1 protein-coding gene is annotated in these 1,499 nt (G+C 74.0%); it reads left to right on the top strand.

What is annotated here, in order from left to right; translation table 11 throughout:
- On the top strand, positions 1–1,375 hold a 1,375-nt coding region (locus tag D471_RS0115710; protein ID WP_017599503.1), incomplete at its 5' end, for a serine hydrolase domain-containing protein.
- Positions 1,376–1,499 lie beyond the last annotated feature (124 nt).

The raw sequence follows: 1,499 nt of genomic DNA, 5'->3' as shown, positions 1-1,499 counted from the left end.
GGCCGTGGTCGACCCGCGCGACGTGCAGGGCCTGGTGGTGGCGCGGTTTCCGGTCGACGCCCCCGACGCCGTCGAGTTCGCGCGGGCGGGGACCGAGGACGGCGCGGTCGCGGTCGACGAGGAGACCCTCTTCGAGACCGGTTCGCTGTTCAAGACGGTCACGGCGATGACCCTGGCGGACATGGTGGAGAAGGGGGAGACGTCGCTCGACCGCACCCTGGTCGAGGTGTTCCCGGACGCCGTGTTCGCCGATCCGGACGTCGCCGGGGCCACGCTGGAGGACCTGGCCACCCACCGCTCCGGCCTGCCGACGCTTCCCGCCGGCGACCCCCTGTACGGCTACGTCATCGCGCCGGTCATCCTCACCGACCCCTTCGCCGGAGCCCCGCCCCCGGTGGAGGCGCTGGCGACCACCACCGCCGACCGGCCCGGCGAGTTCCAGTACTCCAACCTCGGTTTCTCGGTCCTCGGCGCGGCGCTGGCCGCCGAGAGCGGCACGCCCTACCCCGAACTGGTCGCCGAGCGGGTCCTGGAGCCGCTGGGCATGGACGACACCGTCGTCGGCGTCCCCGGTGGCGGCGCGGTTCCCCACGCTGTTCCCGGCGCACGCACCGAGCCCTGGCGGGACACCGACTACGCGCCCGCCGGCAGCGGCACCTGGAGCACCCCGGCCGACCTGACCCGGTACCTCACCGCGGTCGCCGACGGCACCGCCCCCGGGATGAGCGCCCTGGAGCCCGTGTACGAGGGGATCCCCGACCCTCGTGGCGGGTCGGACGACTTCGCCCTGGGACTGGCCTGGTTCACCGTCGACGTGCCCGGGGTCGGCCCGGTGACCAGACACGCGGGCGACACCTTCGGCACCAGCACGATGCTGGCCCTCGACGGAGCGCGGGGCGTGGTCGTCATGTCCAACGCGCAGAGCGTCGACTCCATGGAGTTGGCCTACGAGCTCCTGAAGGAGGACCCGCGGCCGCTGGCCGACACCCCTCCCACCCCCGTCGCGGTCGTCGCGACCGTGATGACCGCGGTTCCCCCGGTGCTCCTGCTCTCGCTCATGCTGCGCCGCCGTACCCTCCTCACCCAGCGGCCGCTCGACCGCCTGCGCGTCGTGTCGCTGTCCCTGGGGGCCGCGGCCTGGCTCGTCGCCGGACAGCGGGCCGGGGACTGGGCCTGGGCTCCCCTGGCGCTGTGGGCCCTGGCCGTGGGAGCCGCGGCCGTCGGGGTGACGGTCGGGGTGTGGCACCTCCGCCGGGCGCCGACGGAGAACGGGCACCGGCGGTGGCTGCACGTGCCGGTGTTCGTCCTGTCGGTGGTCTTCTCGCTCACCCTCGGTTCGCTCATGCTCTGGGGACTGGTGGCCGCCTACGGGTGAGGGGGCCGAGCGGCGGCGGTCCCACCGGGGCGGATGACAGATGTCATGTCCGGGTTCGTGAATCCTCACGGCCGGGCGGTGACAGCCGGGACTTACGGTGGGCCAGGCGATCCGGAACGCTGGG

Origin of the sequence: Nocardiopsis lucentensis DSM 44048, assembly GCF_000341125.1 — a bacterium.
Classification (GTDB): domain Bacteria; phylum Actinomycetota; class Actinomycetes; order Streptosporangiales; family Streptosporangiaceae; genus Nocardiopsis; species Nocardiopsis lucentensis.
The sequence above is the reverse complement of the archived record's forward strand: the minus strand, read 5'-3'. Positions and strand labels throughout refer to the sequence as shown.